We start from the raw sequence: 1,822 nt of genomic DNA, 5'->3' as shown, positions 1-1,822 counted from the left end.
TCCGCCGCCAGTTGCAGATCATGATGGCCCGCTACCGCACCGGGGATGGTACGGGGGCTGCCATTGTGACGCCGGCCCAGTCTTGTGTGCAAGATTCGAGCCAAGCCTTGTACAAAACAATTCAGGCCATAACCCAACAGGTGTCCACCACACCGGCAATTCAGCAGTGGTTGCGGGAGCATCCTAATGATCTGCAAACCCAGCGGTTTCAGCGTTTGGTGCAAGTGGGCGATCGCCTGCGTCGGGAATTGGTACCTGTGGGTATTGTTCGTCCTGATTGGCAGCATAATGCCAATGCCATTGCTGGCGCACAGCCTATCTTTGAACGTCGGAATAACCTGGTCACCCAACTGCTGAGTTGGCGCACCGTGATTCCCCGAGTTGCCTATGATCAACTCGTCAACAGTTTTTTGGAACAGGGATCTGGCGTTTGGGTGCTGCGAACCAATCAGGTGGGCGGCTGGGATGCCACGATCGCTCCCCTCGCGCCCACGGAATTATTTGGTCGCTATTGGGTGATCCCCACCCTCTTTTCCCGAGCCATTGAAAGCCTGCGTCGTCCGACAGAAGCGGACTTGGGCATCGCGCTTTTTGGGCTGCTGGTGTATGGAGCGATCGCCCTGCCCCTGGGCTGGCGAGTGGGATTTCTAACCACCCCTTCTCTGAAGCGAACCCCCTTATCGGCCCTGCAACGTTTGCGAGTTGCCCTCGTGGCCTTGGTAGTGCCAGCTTTGCTAGAAGAAGGCGTATTTCGCGTCCTGCTGTTGCCCCATCCCCGAGAAGCAGTGCGGGTCGAAACCTTTTTGCTTTGGACGCTGCTGAGTGTGGGGCTATTTGTGCTGTATCATCCCCTGAACGGTCTGACCTTGTTTCGTCAGGGGGCTGTAACTTTTAGCCGGCCAGCTTTTCTGCTGCTTTCTGCCTGGCTGGGCCTGGTGTGCACAGCGGTCTATGCTGCAACAGGGTCTCTGTGGGCGATCGCCTTAGTTCACTGGGTGATTGTCGTCGTCTGGCTGTTGATGTTAGGGGGCTATGAGCGCTTATATTCCCAGGGCGATGGACATTCATAAACCCTGGTGTTGCCGGCGTAGCCGGAACGTACCGTCTCGTAAGGTGTTGATGCATTCTTCCGCCCATGCATCGCCCCATCCATAGGGTTCTCTATCCGTAACGCTATCGAACTCAGGTTGTGTAAATAATCCTAATCGCTTTAAATCCAATCCGATGAGACATCCGTATTTTCTATAAGCAGCCCTTGCGACTTTCAAATGCAATTCCAAGTTCTAGTTAAGAGGTCTGGCAGATAGTGTCTAGTAAGTTTCTGGGCGATCGCTCCATAAAAATATGGGACTAACCGATCGTTTTCTAGTGGGCGCTGTAGAATGGCAACAAGAAGATTATAAAAACTTAATAAAGAATAGTTAGCTCTGCCATCATGCCATGGGTGGCGCTTAGGAGAGGGGGCGATCGCTAGCGATCCTCAATCCGGTTTACCGTTTGGCGATGAAGGCCAGGATTTAGGTTGGCACATAGTTTTGTGGAATGACTGAGGATGAGACCCATGGGTAAACTGCTTAATCAGCAACGGGATAGGCCTTGGACAGTAGGGACATTGCTGCTGGTTTCAATGTTATGGCTCCCGATGGGCTGTGAGGTTGTGGAAGGGCAGGCACCTTCGGCGGAAGGTTCAGAGGAATCGGTGGCCATTGTCGATGTGGCTCAAGCAGATACGGAGTCTGATGACGGCCTTTTGTCTTACACCGGTACCACTGAACCGGCTCAGCAGATCTCTCTGCGATCGCAGGCAGATGGTCAGTTGCTG

Annotated in this window: 2 protein-coding genes; both read left to right on the top strand. The window is 53.7% G+C overall.

Going from position 1 to position 1,822, the window contains the following annotated elements; genetic code table 11:
* Window positions 1–1,070, top strand: a 1,070-nt coding sequence (locus V6D20_18120) for a CPBP family glutamic-type intramembrane protease (GenBank protein ID HEY9817699.1), incomplete at its 5' end; no start/stop codon positions are given.
* 491 nt (window positions 1,071–1,561) lie between these two features.
* The coding region (locus tag V6D20_18115) for a hypothetical protein (protein ID HEY9817698.1) at window positions 1,562–1,822 on the top strand (261 nt) is incomplete at its 3' end.

The sequence above is a fragment of the Candidatus Obscuribacterales bacterium genome, assembly GCA_036703605.1.
In the GTDB taxonomy this organism is placed as follows: domain Bacteria; phylum Cyanobacteriota; class Cyanobacteriia; order RECH01; family RECH01; genus RECH01.
This window is presented reverse-complemented; position numbering and strand designations above follow the sequence as displayed.